12 protein-coding genes are annotated in these 13460 nt (G+C 68.9%); 7 read left to right on the plus strand and 5 right to left on the minus strand.

What is annotated here, in order from left to right:
• Nucleotides 1-123: 123 nt before the first annotated feature.
• Together D5S19_RS04490 and D5S19_RS04495 are read right to left on the minus strand one after the other, a co-directional pair.
• Nucleotides 124-309, minus strand: a complete 186-nt coding sequence (locus tag D5S19_RS04490; protein WP_233573714.1) for a hypothetical protein — start codon at nucleotides 307-309, stop codon at nucleotides 124-126.
• A gap of 161 nt (nucleotides 310-470) precedes the next feature.
• Nucleotides 471-1097 carry a TetR/AcrR family transcriptional regulator gene (locus D5S19_RS04495; protein ID WP_120022059.1) on the minus strand — a complete coding sequence of 209 codons (627 nt, stop codon included), beginning with the start codon at nucleotides 1095-1097 and terminating at the stop codon, nucleotides 471-473.
• Between the two features lie 114 nt (nucleotides 1098-1211).
• Between D5S19_RS04495 and D5S19_RS04500 the strand changes: the two genes are divergently transcribed.
• Together D5S19_RS04500 and helR are read left to right on the plus strand one after the other, a co-directional pair.
• Nucleotides 1212-1658, plus strand: a complete 447-nt coding sequence (locus tag D5S19_RS04500; RefSeq protein WP_233573715.1) for a YbaB/EbfC family nucleoid-associated protein — start codon at nucleotides 1212-1214, stop codon at nucleotides 1656-1658.
• A gap of 139 nt (nucleotides 1659-1797) precedes the next feature.
• Entirely contained in the window at nucleotides 1798-3990 is a 2193-nt protein-coding gene (helR, locus tag D5S19_RS04505; RefSeq protein WP_199730345.1) for an RNA polymerase recycling motor ATPase HelR, read from the plus strand.
• 50 nt (nucleotides 3991-4040) lie between these two features.
• On the opposite strand, the gene D5S19_RS04510 is transcribed toward helR, so the two are convergent.
• Nucleotides 4041-5063, minus strand: coding sequence for a LacI family DNA-binding transcriptional regulator (locus tag D5S19_RS04510; protein ID WP_120022149.1), 1023 nt, complete (start codon nucleotides 5061-5063; stop codon nucleotides 4041-4043).
• A 182-nt stretch (nucleotides 5064-5245) separates the two neighbouring features.
• Here D5S19_RS04510 and D5S19_RS04515 point away from each other — a divergent pair, with 182 nt between their 5' ends.
• The 5 genes from D5S19_RS04515 to D5S19_RS04535 are packed head-to-tail and all read left to right on the plus strand — an operon-like array spanning nucleotide 5246 to nucleotide 12337.
• Nucleotides 5246-6322 carry an ABC transporter substrate-binding protein gene (locus D5S19_RS04515; RefSeq protein ID WP_120022061.1) on the plus strand — a complete coding sequence of 359 codons (1077 nt, stop codon included), beginning with the start codon at nucleotides 5246-5248 and terminating at the stop codon, nucleotides 6320-6322.
• Nucleotides 6312-7904, plus strand: a complete 1593-nt coding sequence (locus tag D5S19_RS04520; RefSeq protein ID WP_120022062.1) for a sugar ABC transporter ATP-binding protein — start codon at nucleotides 6312-6314, stop codon at nucleotides 7902-7904. Before D5S19_RS04515 ends, D5S19_RS04520 begins: the two co-directional genes overlap by 11 nt.
• Nucleotides 7876-8835, plus strand: coding sequence for an ABC transporter permease (locus D5S19_RS04525; RefSeq protein WP_120022063.1), 960 nt, complete (start codon nucleotides 7876-7878; stop codon nucleotides 8833-8835). Before D5S19_RS04520 ends, D5S19_RS04525 begins: the two co-directional genes overlap by 29 nt.
• Nucleotides 8832-9812, plus strand: coding sequence for an ABC transporter permease (locus D5S19_RS04530; RefSeq protein WP_120022064.1), 981 nt, complete (start codon nucleotides 8832-8834; stop codon nucleotides 9810-9812). Before D5S19_RS04525 ends, D5S19_RS04530 begins: the two co-directional genes overlap by 4 nt.
• Before the next feature lie 32 nt (nucleotides 9813-9844).
• Nucleotides 9845-12337 carry a LamG-like jellyroll fold domain-containing protein gene (locus tag D5S19_RS04535; protein ID WP_120022065.1) on the plus strand — a complete coding sequence of 831 codons (2493 nt, stop codon included), beginning with the start codon at nucleotides 9845-9847 and terminating at the stop codon, nucleotides 12335-12337.
• A gap of 52 nt (nucleotides 12338-12389) precedes the next feature.
• Here the strand turns inward: D5S19_RS04535 and D5S19_RS04540 are convergent, their stop codons facing one another.
• Nucleotides 12390-12797, minus strand: coding sequence for a PGPGW domain-containing protein (locus D5S19_RS04540; RefSeq protein ID WP_120022066.1), 408 nt, complete (start codon nucleotides 12795-12797; stop codon nucleotides 12390-12392).
• A 67-nt stretch (nucleotides 12798-12864) separates the two neighbouring features.
• Entirely contained in the window at nucleotides 12865-13452 is a 588-nt protein-coding gene (locus D5S19_RS04545) for an FMN reductase (RefSeq protein WP_120022067.1), read from the minus strand.
• Nucleotides 13453-13460 lie beyond the last annotated feature (8 nt).

Raw genomic sequence — 13460 nt, forward strand, 5'->3', positions numbered from 1 at the left:
GACCCGGCAGTGGGCGATGCGGAGGTGTGTGCGACCGCCTCGTGGCGTGCGCCGGACCGGTTTCGGGTCTGTGAAGGGACCCTTCACAGACTCAGAGTCCGTGAAGGGTCCCTTCACAGACCTCTACACCGACTTTGCCGGAACCCTGTCGTCGTACCGGGTGAGCAGCCACGGTTCACTGCCGTCCCAGATCTTCACCCTCGACACCGGTTCGTCGTGCAGCCGGCGGGTGAGTTCCGGTGGCGGATCGAACGGGCAGCGTCCCCGCGCCATCGGGTAGTCCAGCGCGTCGGACAAGCTCTCCGACATCCCTTCCTCCCTACAGTATGTTACAGAAAGTCACCAAACGATTGTTCGGATACTTACTGAACACATGTTAGGCATGCTGGTGAACTTTTCGCCACCAGCCGGGTCAAGATCACCGGGACGGCCCAGTAAAGGCCGGGCGAATCGGGAGAAACGCCCGTGGCTCAGGCGAAAACGAGGTCGACGAGTTCGTCGGCGAAGGCCAGCACGGCGTCCGGGCCGGTGTGCGCGGCGGAGGTGTGGAAGAGCGCGACCCGGCCGTGCGCGCCGACGAAGGCGATCACCCCGGCCCGTTCGACGGGCACCCGCAGCGGGACCCCGGCCTCGCCGCAGCGGGCGAACGCGGCGTTGAGCAGATCGAGGATCTCGACCAGTGGCCCGACTGGCCGGGCGTCCGGCCACTGGCGGCTCGAACCGTTGGCGGTCATCAGCCGGTAATGACCCGGGTGGTCCATGGCGAACCGGCAGTAGGCGTGGATGAGCGCACGGACGCGGCCCACCACGTCCTCCGGGCCGACCTGGGCCTCGGCGGTCTCCATGAGCACACGCAGCCGGGCGAACTCGTGCCGGATCAGCCCCGCGACGAGCGCGGCCCGATCGGTGAAGTGCTGGTAGATACTGGCCGGCGCGATCCCGACCGCCCTGGCGACGCCGCGGATGGTGAGCCCGTCCTCGCCGTCGAGTTCGGACAGCAGCCGGCTGGCCGCGTCGAGGATCTCCCCCCGCAGCCGATCACCCTCGCCCCACCGGTTGCGTGTGCGCGGGGCACCGACCTCGACTTCTTCCGGCATCTCCCTATTCTTACCGCCCTGCCGCCACACCCGCGCCCCGGCCCGGCCGGTTTCGTCACCGGGCGGCCATCTCGGATTCACCGTCCGGGACCGCCCGATGGATAGCTTTTCCTGGTGAGCGAGGATTGGCTGGCCGATTTCCAGCGCCAGATCGAGGAATTGCAGGCGAAAAGCCTGGTACTGCAGGAGAAACTGGCCACCGCGGAAGGCGCGGCCACCTCCCCGGACGGCCTGATCACGGTCCGGGTGAGCCCGAATGGAGCCATGAGAGCCCTGCGCATCGACGACCGGGCCTTGCGCTCCCGCGGCGGCGCGGCCCGGCTGACCGCCGCCATCATGCAAACCTACGGCAGAGCCCGGCGCCAAGCCTCCCGTGACCTGGCCGATGCGCTGGAACCGCTGGCGGGCGACTCGGAGATGATGGACGTGGTCCGGTCCTTCCTGCCACCCCAGGAGGACGACCCGGCCGCCGGGCCGCCATCGGGCACGAACCCGGGGTCGCCGCTGCCGCCGGGGATCGTGGTCTCGTCCCGCTCCGCGGCTCCCGGCTCGCCGGCCTGATCACCCGGATTCCCCGTCCGGAAAACGACCGTGTCCCGGCCACTTGACATCGGGTGGACAATAAAAAATCGGCGTGTCTTCCTGTGAACAATAGGAATACCCGCCGAACTAAGTACAGTTTAACCACTGTGAGGGGCACGTGTCAAATCACGGGTACGAAACGGAACTGCGGTCCGAACAGGAGCACGTCGCCGGGCTGTATGCGCGGCTGGACGGGGAGCGGGTGCGGGCGCGGCGGGAGTACCAGGCCGCGTTGGGAGACAACGGGGAGTCGCCGCTGGAGCGGGATGTACGGGTGCGTTCGCTGGGGCGGGAGGTCCGCCGGCTGGACGTCGCGGACAACGGGCTGTGCTTCGGGCGGCTCGACGCGGTTTCCGGAGAGCATTCCTATCTCGGCCGGATCGGGCTTTTCGATCAAGAAAACGACTACGAACCGGTGCTGCTGGATTGGCGGGCGCCGGCCGCGCGGGCGTTCTACACCGCGACCGGGGCGACGCCGGAAGGGATGCGGCGGCGCCGGCAATTCCTCACCCGCGGGCGGGCCGTGCTCGATTTCACCGACGAGGTGTTCGGCAGGCCGGGCGCGGACGAGCGCGGCGACGCGGCGTTGCTCGCCGCGGTCAACGCGCCGCGGGGCGAGGGCATGCGGGACATCGTGGCGACGATCCAGGCCGAGCAGGACGAGATCATCCGGCTCGACCATCCTGGCGTACTGGTGATCGAAGGCGGTCCGGGCACCGGGAAGACCGTGGTCGCCTTGCATCGGGTCGCCTATCTGCTCTACACGCAGCGGGAGCGGATGGAACGCCACGGCGTGCTCGTCGTCGGGCCGAATCCGGCGTTCCTGCACCACATCGGCCGGGTGCTGCCGTCGCTGGGCGAGAGCGACGTGGTGTTCATGACGCCCGGCGACCTCGTGCCGGGACGACACGTCACCGCCGAGGACGCGGCAGCCGGCGCCAAGGGCTCGCTGAAGATGCTGGACGTGCTGGGCAAGGCGATCGCCGATCGGCAGCGGCTCCCGCGGACGCCGGTGCCGATCGGGCTCGGCGACGTGTCCGTGCGGATCGACGCCGAAACCGCCGAATGGGCGAGAGACGAGGCCCGCGCGAGTGGCCTGCCGCACAACGAGGCGCGCGCGGTGTTCGTCGATATCGTCACCTACGTGCTCACCGAACGCGCCATCGCGCGGATCGGCCGCGGCTGGCTGACCCGTGACGACCGCGAATCCTGGGAGGACATGCGCCGGAACCTGCTCGACCAGCTGCAGGGTGACGACGTGTTCACGGCCACGATCGACGAGTTGTGGCCCGTCCTCACCCCGGAATCCGTGCTGTCCGGGCTCTACACCTCCCCGGAACGACTGGCCGCAGCCGGCGCCGATCCGGCGTTGCTGCGCGCCGACGGCGAGGCCTGGACCGTGTCCGACGTCCCGCTGCTCGACGAACTGGTCGACCTGCTCGGCAGTGACCCGGCCGTGGACAAGGCTGCCGAAGGGGCCGCCGCACAGGAGCGCAAGGCCGCGGCCGACTACGCGGCCGGGGTCATGGACGTACTGAAACTCGACCGGGAGGAGCTGGACGAGGATGTCCTGCTGACCGCCGAAAACCTGCTCTACGCCGAGGATCTGGCCGGTCACTTCACCGAACGCGACACCCGCGAGCTGGCCGAACGCGCCGCCGCGGACCGGGACTGGACCTACCGGCACGTGGTGGTCGACGAAGCCCAGGAACTGTCCGAAATGGACTGGCGGGTGATCATGCGGCGCTGCCCCGGCCGGTCCTTCACGGTGGTCGGCGATCTAGCCCAGCGCCGGAGCGCGGCCGGCGCCCGGTCCTGGGGCGAGATGCTCGACCGGTACGTACCGGGCCGCTGGGTATACCGCTCGCTCACGGTGAACTACCGCACCCCGGCGGAGATCATGGCCATCGCCGCGGCTTTGCTGGCCGAGTTCTCCCCCGACGTGCAGCCGCCGGATTCGGTCCGTGCGTGCGGGGTCCGGCCGTGGTCGCGGCAGGTCGGCGAAGACGAGCTGGCCGCCGCGGTCGAGCAGTTCACCCGGGACGAGGACGGCCGTGAGGGAACCTGCGTGGTGATCGGGCCGCCGGACGTGCCGGGCGCGGTGCCGCCGTCGGAGACCAAGGGACTGGAGTACGACGCCGTGCTGATCGTGGACCCGGGGAAGATCCTCGCCGAAGGCCCGCGCGGCGCGTCCGACCTGTACGTCGCGCTCACCCGCGCCACGCAACGACTCGGCGTGCTACACCGCGACCCACTCCCGCCCGTCCTCCACGCCCTCGCCCCCCTCACCCCCGCCGCCGACGCGCCCTAGCAGGGCTGTGAAGGGACCCTTCACGGACGTTGCGACCGTGAAGGGTCCCTTCACAGCCTTCCCGGAACCGCTCCCCCGGCGGTGCTTTCCCGGATCTCCAGGGAGAACGGAGGTTGGACTTCGTGCGGCGGGGTCCGCTCGGCGCCGGTGATCCGGGCGTGCACCAGGTCGACGGCGGCGTCCGCGATGGCCGCCTTGTCCGGGGAGATGGTGGTGATCGAGGGCAGGCTGAACGCGCTCTCCTCGGTGTTGTCGAACCCGACGATCGCGACGTCATCGGGCACCCGCAGGCCGTGTTCGGCCACCGAGCGCAGCGCCCCGACGGCGAGCAGGTCGTTGAAGCAGAACACCGCGTCCGGCGGTTCCGGCAGGTCCAGCAGCCGGTTCATCGCGGCCGCCCCGTTCGCCCGGTGGTACTTGTCCGCGGGCTCCAGCAGGGAGTCCACAACGGACAGACCGGCGTCGGTGAGCGCCGCGGTGTAGCCGGCGACCCGCAGTGAAGCCGTGCCACGGCGCGGGTTCACCCCGATCGCGGCGATCCTGCGGCGGCCGAGGGAGACCAGGTGCGACACCGCGACGTGCGCGGCCCGCACGTTGTCGATGGCCACCCGGTCCAGCGCCACGTCCACCGCGTGCTCGCCGAGCAGCACCATCGGGATTCCCGTTCCGGGGTCGGGAAAATCCCCGGCCTCCAGAGCTTCCGGATGCACGAGAGCGCCGTCCACCAGATGCGACCCGAGAGAGTCCACAGTGGCCCGTTCCCGGGTTCGCGTCCCTTGTGTCTGTTCGATCAGCACACTCCAGCCGCGCCGCTGTGCCGCGGTGATCACCAGCCCGGCCAGCTCGCCGAAGTACGGGATGCTCAGCTCCGGCACCATCAGCGCGAGGAATCCGGTACGGCCACGGCGCAGGTTGCGCGCGCCGACGTTCGGCCGGTACCCGGTCGCGGCCAGCGCTTCCTCCACTCGGCGCCGGTTTTCCGGCTTCACGAACGCGTAGCCGTTGACGACGTTCGAGACGGTCTTCACCGAAACGCCCGCCAGCGTCGCGACGTCCTTGAGTGTCACGGCCACGCCGACTCCCTCCACTTGCCACCGGCGCCCACTACGAGCCCCGGCGGACACGAAGTGTAGCGACCTTGTCCCTGTTTACAACGTTGTTCCAACGATGTAAAAATAGCGCGAGCTCGCCGGGGAGTGACTGCGATCACGCCGGCGAGCGGGTCACCTTAGCCGTCCGCCGTGAGGAGTCCGCAGTGTCCCCGACCGCCACCGCTCGCCTGGTCCTCGTCACCGGTGCCGCCGCGGCCCTCGCGCTGGCCGGCTGCACCAGCCGCGAAGAAGCCTCCTCGGCACCCGGCAACGGCGCGGGTCCGGCCGCGTCCGCCGCGTCCGCCGCGCCGGTCGTGGACGGCTGCACGATCGCCAAGACCGGCTACCCCAAGGTGGACCCGAAGACCGCGATCGTCGGCTTCTCCCAGTCGGAGAAGGAGGCCAACCCGTTCCGGATCGCGGAGACCCAGTCCATCAAGGACGAAGCGAGGAAACTCGGCATTCCGGAAGACCACCTGCTGACCACGAACGCGCAGAGTGACCTCAACAAACAGGTCAGCGACATCAAGTCCCTGCTCGACCGGGGCGCGCAGCTGCTCATCGTGGCACCGCTGAACTCCGACGGCCTGCAGCCCGCGTTCGACGCGGCGAAGGCGAAGAAGGTCCCGGTGGTCACCATCGACCGCCAGGTGAGTTCGAAGCCGTGCACCGACTACCTGACCTTCATCGGCTCCAACTTCGTGGAACAGGGCCACCGCGCGGCCGCCGCGCTGGCGAAGTCCACCGGCGGCACCGGAAAGGTCGCGATCCTGCTCGGCTCCTCGGGCAACAACGTGACCACCGACCGTACCCAGGGTTTCAAGGACGAGCTGAAGAAGACGCCCGGCCTGTCCGTGGTCGCCGAGCAGACCGGCGAGTTCGACCGGTCCAAGGGCCAGCAGGTGACCGAGCAACTGATCCAGAGCCATCCCGATCTGACCGCGGTGTACGCCGAGAACGACGAGATGGGCATCGGTGCGGTGAACGCGCTCAAGACCGCGGGCAAGAACCCGGGCAAGGACGTCAAAGTCGTGTCCGTGGACGGCACCCGCAACGCGGTGCAGCTGATCGCGGACGGCAGCTACAACGCGGTGATCGAGTCCAATCCGCGGTTCGGGCAGCTGGCCTTCCAGACCTTGCAGCAATTCGAGGACGGCAAGGCGATCGCGCCGAGCATTGTGATCAGCGACGACGCCTACGACGAGTCGAACGCGGCGCAGAAGGTCGGGAATGCGTTCTGACCGGCAGACCCTGGCGGATACCGGCCGATCCGGCACCACCGCCGCACCGGTGCTGGACGTGGCCGGGGTGACCAAGCGGTTCCCCGGCACGGTGGCACTGGACGACGTCTCGTTCACGCTGCGGCGCGGCGAGGTGCACGCGCTGGTCGGGGAGAACGGAGCCGGCAAGTCCACATTGATCAAGGTGCTCACCGGGGTCTACCGGCCGGACGAGGGACAGGTGCGGCACCTCGGCGAGCCGGTGGACTTCCGGCGCCCGATCGACGCGCAGCGGGCCGGGATCTCCACCATCTACCAGGAAGTCAACCTCGTCCCGCTGATGAGCGTCGCGAGCAACGTCTTCCTGGGCCGGGAACCCCGTACCCGCAGCGGGCTCGTGGACTGGTCCGCGATGAACGAACAGGCCCGCGAACTGCTGGCCGGGTACGGCATCGAGACCGATGTACGCCGTCCGCTGCACACGCTCGCGGTGGGTGCGCAGCAGATGGTCGCGCTCGCCCGTGCAGTGTCCACAAAGGCCGGTGTGGTGGTGATGGACGAGCCCACGTCCTCATTGGAGCCACGCGAGGTGGACACCCTGTTCGAGGTGCTCGCCCGGCTGCACGCGCAGGACATCGCGGTGCTCTACGTGAGTCACCGGATGGACGAACTGTATCGCGTGTGCGACAGCGTCACCGTGCTGCGCGACGGCAGAGTTGTCCATAGTGGAGCATTGAAGCCGTTGCCGCGGATCGAGCTGGTGTCGATGATGCTCGGCCGGGAGATCCGCGAGATCCGGTCCGAGGGCGTGACCGCGTTCGGCGAGGAGCACCACGCCGGGAAGGAACCTTTGCTGCGAGCGGAGAATCTCACCGGCGGACGCAAGCTGCACGATGTGTCGGTCACCGTCGCGCCGGGCGAGGTGGTCGGGCTGGCCGGGCTGCTCGGATCCGGTCGCAGTGAGACCGCCCGCGCGGTGGTCGGTGCCTTCCCGCTGGAGCACGGCACGGTGATGCTGGCCGGAAAGCCGTTGAAGCGCGGGAAGATTGCCACCGCGGTGCGGTCCGGCGTGGCGCTGCTGGCCGAGGACCGCAAGTCCGACGGCATCATCCCGAACCTGTCCGTGCGGGAGAACATCGTGCTCGCCGCGCTCCCCCGCTTGTCCACCTTCGGTTTCGTCAACCGGGCCAAACAGGACCGGGTGGTCAGGACCTTCATGGAACGCCTGCGGATCAAGGCTTCCAGCCCGGAACAGAAGGTCTCCGAACTCTCCGGCGGCAACCAGCAGAAGGTGCTGCTCGCACGCTGGCTGGCCACCGGTCCGAAGGTCCTGCTGCTGGACGAGCCGACGCGAGGCATCGACGTCGGCGCCAAGGCCGAAGTGCAGGCGCTGATCGACGAGCTGGCCAAGGAAGGTCTGGGCGTGCTGCTGATCTCCTCCGAGCTGGAGGAGCTGCTCGACGGCGCGGACCGCGTAGTCGTGCTGCGCGACGGCGCGGTGGCCGGCGAGCTGAGCGGCTCCGCGGTGACCGAAGACAACGTACTGGCCGCGATCGCCGCTGGGGGTGACGACGATGACGACCGCGACGCTGACCAGACCTGACCGTGCCCGCGTCACGAGCTGGCTGCAGAACTACGGCGTATACCTGGCCGTCGTGGTGCTGCTGTTGTTCAACCTGACGTTCACGGAGAATTTCCTGTCCCTGGCCAACTTCCGCACCCAGCTGGTGCAGGCGGCGCCGGTGTGCATCGTCGCGCTCGGCATGGCGCTGGTGATCGGCACCGAGGGCATCGACCTCTCCGTCGGCTCGGTGATGTCGATCGCCGCCGCGCTAGTGCCGCTCTACCTCGGCGCCGGACCGGTGACGGCGGTGCTGGTCGCGCTCGCGGCCGGGGTGGTTTCCGGGCTGTTCAGCGGGTTCCTGGTGGCCCGGCTGGGCATTCAGCCAATCATCGCGACACTCGCGCTGCTGGTCGGCGGACGCGGGCTGGCTCTGGTGATCGCGCACGGCCAGCTCGTCGGGCTGCACAACGCGGACTTCCTCGCGCTGGGCACCGGCGAGGTGCTCGGCATCCCGGTGATGGTGCTGGTCGCCGCGGTGCTCGCGGTGCTGGCCGGATTGCTGGTGCGGCGCACCACGTTCGGCCGGCAGCTGGTCGCGGTCGGCGGCAACCGCCCGGCCGCGACGCTCGCCGGGCTGCCGGTCAAGCGCGTGCTGATCGGGGTGTACGTGATCTCCGGCGCGCTGGCCGCGATCGCCGGAGTGCTGGCCACGGCCCGGCTCAGCGCCAGTGACCCCAACCAAACGGGGCTGCTGATGGAGCTGTCCGCGATCACCGCGGTGGTGGTCGGCGGAACTCCGCTGACCGGCGGCCGGGTACGCGTACTCGGCACCGTGTTCGGCGCGCTACTGATGCAGCTGGTGCACGCCACGCTGATCAAGCACAACCTGCCCGATTCCGCGGCGCAGATGGTGCAGGCCGCCATCATCGTCGCCGCGGTGTACGTCGCCAGGGAACGGAGCACGCGATGACCGCGACCACCGCCGCGCCGTCGGAACGCGGGGCGAGCGTGGCCACTGTGCTGCAGCGCCAGGGCGCCGCGGTGGTACTGGTACTCGGCATCGTCGTGTCGTGGTTCGCCTTCCCGCACTTCGGTACGGTGGACAACCTGCGCAACCTGGTGCTGCAGGGCTCTTTCCTCGCGGTGATCGCGCTCGGTATGACGTTCGTGATCATCTCCGGCGGGATCGACCTGTCCGTCGGCTCGGTCTACGCGCTCGGCGGCGTGCTGGCCGCGTACGGCTCGCGCTACGGGCTGGTCATGGCGATCCTGCTGCCGATTGTCGTTTGTGGACTGATCGGGCTGATCAACGGTCTGCTCATCGCGCGGACGCGAATGGCGCCGTTCATCGTCACGCTCGCTTCGCTGTTGTTCGCCCGCGGTCTCCTGCTGGCGCTCACCAACGAAGGCGCGACAACGTACAAAGTGGAGCCCGGCTCGGCGTTCCTGTGGCTGGGGCAGGGCACCGTCTTCGGCGTCGGCGTGCCGGTGTATCTCGCGTTGCTCCTTTTCGGACTCGGCGGGGTGCTGTTGCGCCGCACCAGGTTCGGCCAGTCCGTGTTCGCCATCGGCGGTTCGGAGCAGTCCGCGCTGCTGATGGGGCTGCCGGTGGCCCGCACCAAGGTCGCGCTCTACACGCTCAGCAGCGTGCTGGCCGGGCTGGCCGGCGTGCTCACCGCGGCGTACCTGCAATCCGGCGTCACGGTGCTCGGCGTCGGCACCGAACTCGACGCGATCTCCGTGGTGGTGATCGGCGGCACGCTGCTCACCGGCGGCGCGGGCACGATCATCGGCACCCTCGTCGGCGTCGGACTCAAAACACTGATCCAGAACATGATCAACCAGGTAGGCACCCTCGACGCCAACTACCAGACGGTGGTCAGCGGGGCTTTCCTGCTGGTCGTCGTCGTGATCCAGCGGCTACTGGCCCGTTCTCGCAAGTCCTGACCGGCTCATCCCCGCACCAGGAGGTACGACGAATGTTCCGCCCTGCCCGCAGACCCGGCCGATGGGCCACGGCGTTCGCGGCACTCGCCGTGGTCGTCGCCGGGCTGTCGAACGCACCCGCCGCCTCGGCGGCCGGCCCACCGCGGTGGCACCGGCTCACCCCGCCGCTGACCACACCGTGGACCGGCCAGGTCTCCCCGGACAACGCGCTGCCGGACTATCCCCGGCCACAGCTGGCCCGCGACCAATGGCAGAACCTCAACGGAGTCTGGGAGTTCTCCGCGGCCAAGCCCGGCGACTCCCCGCCGGTCGGCCGTGATCTGGCCGAACGCGTCCTCGTCCCCTACCCGGTCGAATCCGCGCTGTCCGGGATCATGCGGCACGAGACCTCGATGTGGTACAAGCGCACCTTTCAGGTGCCGAAGAACTGGCAGGTGGGCGGCCGCGGCCAGCGGCTCCTGCTGCACTTCCAGGCGGTCGACTACGACACCACGGTATGGGTCAATGGCCATCAGGTCGCCCACCACACCGGCGGCTACGACGCGTTCTCCGCGGACGTCACCAACGCGTTGACCACGGCGAAGGACCAGCAGATCGTGGTCGGCGTGCAGGACCCGAACGACACCGGCGGCCAGCCGCTGGGCAAGCAGCGCAAGCCGGGCGACGGGATCTTCTACACCCCGGCCTCGGGCATCTGGCAGACCGTGTGGCTGGAACCGGTGAGCCCGGCGCACATCGACCGGGTGGACACCACGCCGGACCTGGCTTCCGGCTCGGTGCTGGTGAACGCGGCCGTCGGCGGCCCGGCCCGCCAGCGCGTCGACGCGGTCGCCTACGACCACGGCAAGGTGGTCGGCCAGGTGTCCGGTGAAGCGAACAAACCGTTGCGGCTCAAGCTGACCAAGCCGCACCTGTGGACGCCGGACGATCCGTTCCTGTACGACCTGCAGGTGCGACTGTCCTCAGGGGACAGTGTGCGCTCGTACTTCGGCATGCGTTCGGTCTCGGTCGGCAAGACCGCGGACGGCAAGCAGCGGATGCTGCTCAACGGCAAGTTCGTGATGCAGCTGGGTCCACTCGACCAGGGCTTCTGGCCGGACGGCATCTACACCGCGCCGACCGATTCGGCGCTGAAGTTCGATCTGGAGCAGGAAAAGGCGCTCGGCTTCAACATGGTGCGCAAGCACATCAAGGTGGAGCCGGACCGCTGGTACTACTACGCGGACAAGCTCGGCCTGCTGGTCTGGCAGGACATGCCGGCGATGAAGGACGACGTCGAGCCGAGCCCGGCCGCGCAGGCCAACTTCGAATCCGAGATGCACCGGATGATCGACCAGCACCGCAGCTTCCCGTCCATCGTCACCTGGGTGCCGTTCAACGAGGGCTGGGGCGACTACGCCGTGGGCCGGATCGCCGATCAGGTCAAGGCCTGGGATCCGACCCGGCTGGTGGACGCCGAATCCGGGGTGAACTGCTGCCGGTCCGAACCGGACAGTGGCAAGGGCGACCTCTACGACGACCACACCTACACAGGTCCGGGCACGCCCGTCCCGGACGCCTCCCGGGCCGCGGTGGACGGTGAGTACGGCGGGCTCGGCCTCAAGGTCGACGGGCACCAGTTCGACCCGGCGGGCAGCTTCGCCTACGAGATGGAGCCGGACAGCGCCACGCTCATCCGCCGGTACGGCGAACTGCAGCAGAAGCTCCTGCTCGCCGGCCGCCGGTGCGGGGTGTCGGCCGGGGTCTACACCCAGACCACCGACGTGGAGAAGGAGGTCAACGGCTTCTTCACCTACGACCGTCAGGTGAAGAAGATGGACTTCGCGGCCGTGCGTGCGGCGACTCAGGCCGTGATCAAGGGCGTGGACGGCTCCGCGCAGCAAGGCCCGGTGATCCCGCCCGGCACACCGGGAATCGACGGTATCGCCGCCTATCCCTTCGACGAAAACACCGGCACCACGGCCGCGGACTCGGTCGGCAACCACAACGCGACGCTCGTCGGCGGAGCCTCCTGGACCGCCGGGCACCAGGGCTCAGCGCTCGCGGTGAACGGTTCGGGCCAGTACGCGGACACCGGTGCGTCGCTGCTCAAGACCGACGTCGGCTACAGCGTTTCGGCCTGGGTGAAGTTCACTCAGCTCGGCGACGGTTTCCAGACCGTGGTGAGCCAGGACGGCGGCGACCACAGCGGGTTCTATCTGCAGTACTCGGGACAGGACCACAAGCTGGCGTTCAGTTTCGTCGGTACCCGGGCACTTGCCCCGATGACGCCGGAAGCGGGCAAGTGGTACCACCTGGTCGGTGTCCGTGATGCGGCGACGGGCAAGTTGTCGCTCTACGTGAACGGCCAGGAGGCCGCGAGCAAGAACGCCTGCCTCGGCGAGGCGAGCACCGGGCACACCGTGATCGGCCGCGGCCAGTACGGCGGCAAGCCGGTCGACTTCCTCAACGGAGCCGTGGACCAGGTGCACCTCTACGACCGCGCCCTGACCCCAGCCGAGGTGAAGACCCTCTACGCCTCCTGACCCAAAGCTGTGAAGGGACCCTTCACGGACGCTGAGTCCGTGAAGGGTCCCTTCACAGCTGTTCCTGGCGCGCCTGCACCCGGCGATAGCTCCAGATCAGCAGGGCGAAGATGATCAGCCCGGACAGGATCAGGCTGGTTCCGGCACTCCAGCTGCTGAACGGGAGGCTGCGGACCGTCCCCCAGACGATCCCTGCGGCGATCAGGGCCAGCCCGGCCAGCGCCGAACCGGCGATCCGCAGAGGCGAGGCCACACTCTCCTCGGCGGCCTTCATCGCCTGCCTGCGGACCGGGTCCACGAACCGCTCCAGCGCCGGGAACTGCGAAGCCAGCACGACCAGCCCCGCGAGCACCAGCAGCATTCCCGGTCCGGGCAGCACCAGCAGCACCGCCCCGACGATCACCAGCAGACCACCGGCCACGGCCGCGATCACCTGCTTCACCGATCTGCCGACGCTCATCGGACCTCCTCCGCACTGTCCGTTTCGGCCCAGTGTGCCCGGTCCGGCCGGGAAACGCCCAGCGAGCTCAGTTTCCCGCGAGCAACTGTGCGAACGGGACCGACGTGAACTCGTCGTCCGGCTTGGCTTCGGGCATGGCGTTCACCAGCGCAGCCAGCTCCTTCGCGGCACGCTCCACTCGCTCCTGCAACGCCCCGCCCCAGTCCGACGACGCTGCGTACACGCCCGTCGCGACCGGATTCGCGCGAAGGTAAGCGAAGAGCGGCCGTAGCGCGAAGTCGAGTACAAGCGAATGCCGTTCCGTACCACCGGTCGCGGCAAGCAGCACCGGCTTGCCTTCCAGCGCTTCCTTGTCCAGCACGTCGAAGAACGACTTGAACAGGCCGCTGTACGAAGCGGTGAACACCGGCGTGACGGCGATGAGCCCGTCCGCGCGCGTCACGGTGTCGATCGCTTCGCGCAGCCGTGGGCTCGGGAAGCCGGCAATCATGTTGTTCGTGACGTCGAGAGCGAAGTCACGCAGCTCGATCACTTCGACGGTGACCTCGTCTGCGAGCGCGGCACGGGTGGCGTCGGCGAGCCGGTCGGCCAGCAGCCGTGTGGACGACGGCTGGCTCAGCCCCGCGGTGACCACGGCGATGGTGCGTACGGTCATGTCCGTCC

This window comes from Amycolatopsis panacis (genome assembly GCF_003600245.1).
In the GTDB taxonomy this organism is placed as follows: Bacteria; Actinomycetota; Actinomycetes; order Mycobacteriales; family Pseudonocardiaceae; genus Amycolatopsis; species Amycolatopsis sulphurea.